The 5,233-nt window shown below is 73.2% G+C and carries 2 protein-coding genes and 1 pseudogene; all 3 read right to left on the reverse strand.

Annotated elements, in window-relative coordinates; translation table 11 throughout:
• Positions 1–527, reverse strand: a pseudogene (locus V7793_RS32885) (hypothetical protein); the annotation flags it as partial.
• Positions 524–2,077, reverse strand: a complete 1,554-nt coding sequence (pelF, locus tag V7793_RS32890; protein WP_336013371.1) for a GT4 family glycosyltransferase PelF — start codon at positions 2,075–2,077, stop codon at positions 524–526. The pseudogene V7793_RS32885 and the gene pelF, both read right to left, overlap by 4 nt.
• 67 nt (positions 2,078–2,144) lie before the next feature.
• Positions 2,145–4,322: a hypothetical protein gene (locus tag V7793_RS32895; RefSeq protein ID WP_336013372.1), complete on the reverse strand. Its 2,178-nt coding sequence runs from the start codon at positions 4,320–4,322 to the stop codon at positions 2,145–2,147.
• Positions 4,323–5,233 lie beyond the last annotated feature (911 nt).

Raw genomic sequence — 5,233 nt, forward strand, 5'->3', positions numbered from 1 at the left:
CCGCCCGTCGCCAGGCGCAGGTAGGCGCGGTGGGCGAGGGCCTGGTTCCACGCCCACGCCACGAGTGCGGAGGTGACGAGGCCCACCGTGCCCAGGGGCAGGCCGTAGCCGTCCCGGGCGCCGGCCATCAGGGGCGCGGCGAGGGAGTAGCCGAAGCCGGGGAGGGTGAACACCAGGGCCCGCAGGACGAAGCGGCCCGGGGTCACCTTCCAGGGGTCCGGACGGGGTCCGGGTTCGGGGTGGCTGCGGGGCACGCGCGCGTACAGCTCCGCTGCGAGTTCGAAGGCGTCGGCGCGGCCGTAGCGTTCGGTGATCTGTTCGCCGGTGAGGCCGTCGGCCTCCAGGACGGCCGCGATCTCGTCGGGGTGGACGGCCGCGGCGCACACCTCGGCCAGCTGCTGGGCGAGTTCGTCGACGGGGTCGGCGGCCCAGCCCGGCCGCGGCCGGGGCCGCACCGTCGCGGGTGCGGCCGCCGGCTCGTGGGCGGGCTCGGGCTCGTCGGGCACGAGGCGGAGTAAGCCGCTCATCCCGCACCGCCCGCGGCCAGGGCCATGACCGGTCTCTCGGCGTCCGCGAGGGCCCGGGCCGGGGCCTCCTGCCTGCGCCGGGGCCGTTCGAGGGCGGACTCGGGCCGGCGGGTGCCGGCGAGGTCCTGGTAGATGTCGCGGAAGGCGTCGATGGTCTGCCGGAGGGTGAACTGTTCGATGACCCTGAGCCGGGCCCGCTCCCCCATGTCCGCGCGCCGCGCGGGGTCGCGCAGGAGCTTGAGGGCGGCGCGGGCCATGGCCTCGGGGTCGCGGGGCGGTACGACGAGCCCGGTGTCGCCGACGGCCTCGCGGACGCCGCCGACGTCCGTGGAGACGGTGGCCCGCCCGCACGACATGGCTTCGATGAGGGTGAAGGGGAATCCTTCGCTGATGCTGGAGAGCATCACGACGTTGCCGGCGGCGTAGGCGTCGCGGATGTCGTCGACGCGTCCTTCGAAGACGACGGCTTCGCCGGCGCCGAGTTCCGCGGCGAGCTTCTCGCAGGCGGTGCGGTAGCCCTCGCCGCCGCGCGGGGTGCCGCCGAAGAGCCGCAGGCGGGCCTCGGGTATTTCCTCGCGGACGAGCGCGAAGGCGCGGATGAGCGTCTCCAGGCCCTTGATGGGGTCGACGCGCCCGGCCCAGCTGAGGGTCGGGGCGTCCGGCTCGGGCCCTGCGGGCGGGAAGGCCGTGGGGTCGACGCCGTTGTAGACGGTGCGGATGCGGTCGGGCGGGGTGCCGCCGTGCTCTTCCCAGCGCCGGTTGTAGCGGTTGCCGGGGGTGACCAGGGAGGCGCACCGGTAGCTCTCCACGGCGAGCATCCGGAACAGGCCCAGCATCAGGGCCTTGACCGGCCAGCGGTAGGACTCGGCGCGGAAGCTCAGGTAGCGCTCGCGCAGGTAGATGCCGTGTTCGGTGAGGAGGAAGGGCGTGCCGTGCCGGTGGTGGGCGACCAGGCCGGGCAGCGTCGCGAGCCCTCCGCTGACGGCGTGGGTGACGCCTGTGGCGGGCGGGGTGGCCGCGAGCGGGCGCAGCGCGTGCTCCAGCAGGTCGGTGGCCAGCAGGGCGTCGTGCAGGGTGGGGCGGGCGGCCGCGGTGTGCAGGTGCGGCCGGTTCCAGACGCGGACGAGGGTGCGGGCGGCGGCCTCGCCGCGCAGGGCGGCCGACAGGGTGCCGGAGGCGGCGTGGTCGGCGAGGCGGTAGAAGGTACGGGCGAAGTGCGGCTCCTGGTCCGGGTCCAGGAGGGACAGCAGGAACTGTTCGTAGGCGGTGAGGAAGGCCCGCAGATCCCGGCCGCGCGGGGCGCGGCCGGGGGGCGGAGGTCCCCACAGGGCGTGGCTCTCCACCTCCCGGACGTGGCCGGGCAGTTCCCAGGCGAGCGGTTCGCGGCCGGTGCCGGTGACCGCGATGACCCGGAAGTCGACGTCGGGCATGCCCTGGACGAGCTGGTCGCACCACACGCTCACTCCGCCATGGCTGTGCGGGTACGTTCCCTCGGTGAGCAGGGTCACCGTGGGAGTGTCGGATGCCGTTTCGGCAGGCGGTCCGTGCATAGAACTCGGTTCTCTCCAGTGTCGGCTGTGCATGGGGTGGTGCGGCACGGAGTGATGGCGGTCCGGGTCAGCGCCGGGCGGCGGCATCCCCGGGGCCGTAGGGCACGCGGGCGGTGACGCCCTCGGGAACCGGGAGGGACTTCGCGGCCGGGGGCTGCGCGGCGGCGGTGGCGGAGGTCAGTGCGCGGGCCGCCGGGGTGGCGCCGGCGGGCAGGGTGAGGTCGAGGCGGTCCTGGCCGGCGGCGGGGGCGGCCCAGCCGGAGCGCAGGCCCGCGTAGGCGTCGCCGAAGACGGCCCGGGTGTCGTTGCGGACGGTGCCGCCGGGCAGGGTGGCGGAGAACGGTGTCCCGGCGGGTGCGGAGACGGTGACGGTGCTGCCGATGCGGTAGGCGGTGACCTTGCCGGCGGAGACGGCGGCGGCCCAGGCGGCCCGCTTGCTCATCTCCGTGCCGATGTCGCGCATGCGGAGGTTGACCAGCGGGGTGTTGTCGGCGTAGAGGCCGGAGTAGTCGGAGAGGACCTTCTCCAGGACGGTGTAGCCGATGCGCTCCTCGGCGAGGTTGGACTGGTGCATGAAGTGCGGGCGCGGGTCGTTGGCGAGGACGTGGCCCATGGCGATGCGGGCCTCGAGGGGCACGATGTAGGACGAGAAGCCGGTCTTCACGTCCAGCGGGGCCTTCAGGCAGGTGGTCGTGGTGGAGTTCTCGCAGGTGCCGCTGCCGCCGTCGGCCTTCTTCGTGTACAGCCAGTTGTACTCGTCGGTCTGCTCGGTGGCCTTGCCGACGTTGTAGTAGACGTTCATCGGGTAGCGCGGCACGGTGAGCGCGGGACCGACCTGGCGCTGCTGGCGTTCACGGGAGTTGTCGCTGGCGATCCATCCGACGCCGTTCTGCGTGAGGGACGGCGCGAGCTCGGGGTTGTCCTTGTTCTGCTGGGGCAGGGTCTTCAGGCCGGAGTGCTCACCGGTGACCAGTTCGTCCTTGTCGAGGGTGAGGCCCTGGCGGGCGGCCCAGTTGAGGTTGTTGCCGATCTCGCCGTTGATGGCGGTGCGGCTGACCCAGCGCACGTTGCCGAGCAGGTCGGTGGCGCACTTCCACGGCACGACGGTGGTGTTCTGCACGCAGCCGAGGAAGGCGTGGGTGTAGGTGTGGTTGATCCAGCGGAAGGACTTCTGGTCGGCGCGGAGCTGGTCGAGCAGCGGGTCGTACGTGCCGCCGTGCTCCGCCTTGAACTCCTCGCTGCCGACGCCGTTGTAGGCCAGGTCCAGCGGGAGGTTGTGGCTCTGCGACCACTGTTTGGCGTACTGCGCGTCGGCGGCCGTCATGCGTATCGGCGGGCTGTCGGGGGCGGGGTTGCCGGGGCAGTCGACGTCGCCGGGGGTGCACTTGCGCTTGACGTCCCACCGGTCGTCGGAGGCGAAGACGTCGTCGACGTGCACACCGAGGTAGTTGCGGGAGGCGCCCAGGTGGATGCCCTGCGTCAGCCACTCCACGATGCCGCGCGAGACCAGGCGGAACTGGCTCTGGTACTGGTTGGCGATGAAGGTGACGACCAGCTCGCTGCGGCCGTCGTGGGTGTACTGGCCGATCAGGGAGCCGCGCGCGGTGCTGCCGGGGATCGGTGCGTCGAGGTAGCTGGTGTAGGTCGCGCCCTGCTCCTGCTGCGCGAGGGGCGCGGCGAGATAGCCGTAGCTCTCGTTGACCGAGGGGTCGTTGTCCTCGAAAGGAACGTTTTTCTTGAGGTAGCCGAAGGGTCCTGTGGCGCCGTCGGCCGTCACCTGGGCGGTCCTGCCGTCCAGGGGGCCGCTGTAGCCGGTGCCCTGGGGGCTGTCGAGCCCGACCTTGGGGCTCGCGTACGTGTAGGCGTCGACCTGGCGGATGCCGAAGCGCTTCTCGAAGGAGGCCAGGGCGGCCATCTCCGGCGAGTCCGCCCCGAAGGGGTTCTCGTTCGGCAGCACCACGCCCTGGAATCTGGCCCGCGGTCTGCCGTCCACGGTGTCGCTGAGGAACGCCTCGTCGATGCGGGGCCGCCCGCCGTCCGTCAGGTCCACCGCGGTGTACGGCGTGCCGGCGCCGTCGAGCTCCGCCCGGATCGCCTCCGTCGCGGGCCCGCCGTCGTCCACGACGAGGACCCGCAGGTCGATCCTCGGCGCCGGGTCGGCGGCATGGGCGGCCCCGGCCGGCACGGTGACGGCGAGCAGGGCGGCCGCAGTCCATGCTGCGGCAAGGCGGGTCGAACGACCCATAGGATTCTCCCCCCAGGACGGCGGCGCGCACGGCGCGGCCCTCCGGTTCCAAAGACACGTGCGGGCGGCGCCGACGGCCCGGCCCGCACATCGAATTGATCCCCAGTTGGTCCCCAGTGGCACGGCCCCACGGCGGTCGCGCCTCCCCACCCGACCGCCTGCCCGATCCCCCCACGGCACGGACACCGATGCCCGTGACCGGACCGCACGGCCGGAGCCGGACCGCACGGCACAGCGCGGGCGGCGAGCACGAACGTGCCCGTGCCACGGCACCGAGAGGCACTTGAGTCCCTCAACAGTCTCTCGACCGCCCAGGCATATAGTGCGCCATGCCCGGAGGTCTCGCTGGCTCACCGGCCATGAGCAGGGCGGAACTCACGTGTCCCTGGCCGGAATTGAGCGCCGCGCGATCACACTCCGCGGCGCGGGCGACGGCGCCGCGCCGGGCGACGGGCTCGCCGGTGACCTGTGGCGACACCGCCGTCCGGCCCGGACGGCCCGGCGCGTACCCCCGGGCGCCCCAGGGGTACCGTAAGCGCCGGGCCGCCCCGAGATCGGCCGGATGACGGCCGTCCGACTTTTCTTCCCTATCCCCTGATCGCCGCATACATCCCCCCGGCCGCCGCCGTAGGCGATCTCACCGGGCGAGACCTCCCTCCGGGCCGGGACGCAACCGGAAGCAACTCCTCGCCCTCTAAGTAAGGTTGCCCTCCTTCGGGGCGGCGCCCGCCTCCGCCCCTCCCGCCCCCCGCCCTCCTGTTCTCCCGGCCCCTTCCTGCCCTCCCCTCCTTCCCCGATGTGGGGTCCAGGAGGCAGGGTGGGGGCATGAGGCTACTGATACTGGGCGGGACGGAGTTCGTGGGCCGCGCCGTCACCGAGGCGGCCCTGGCCCGCGGCTGGCAGGTGACGGT

Origin of the sequence: Streptomyces sp. KLMMK (assembly GCF_036961605.1) — a bacterium.
Lineage (GTDB): Bacteria > Actinomycetota > Actinomycetes > Streptomycetales > Streptomycetaceae > Streptomyces > Streptomyces telluris.

Coding starts and splice junctions, on each gene's coding strand:
- V7793_RS32895 (WP_336013372.1), bottom strand. CDS start 4,322: ATGGGTCGTTCGACCCGCCTTGCCGCAGCATGGACTGCGGCCGCCCTG.
- pelF (WP_336013371.1), bottom strand. CDS start 2,077: ATGCACGGACCGCCTGCCGAAACGGCATCCGACACTCCCACGGTGACC.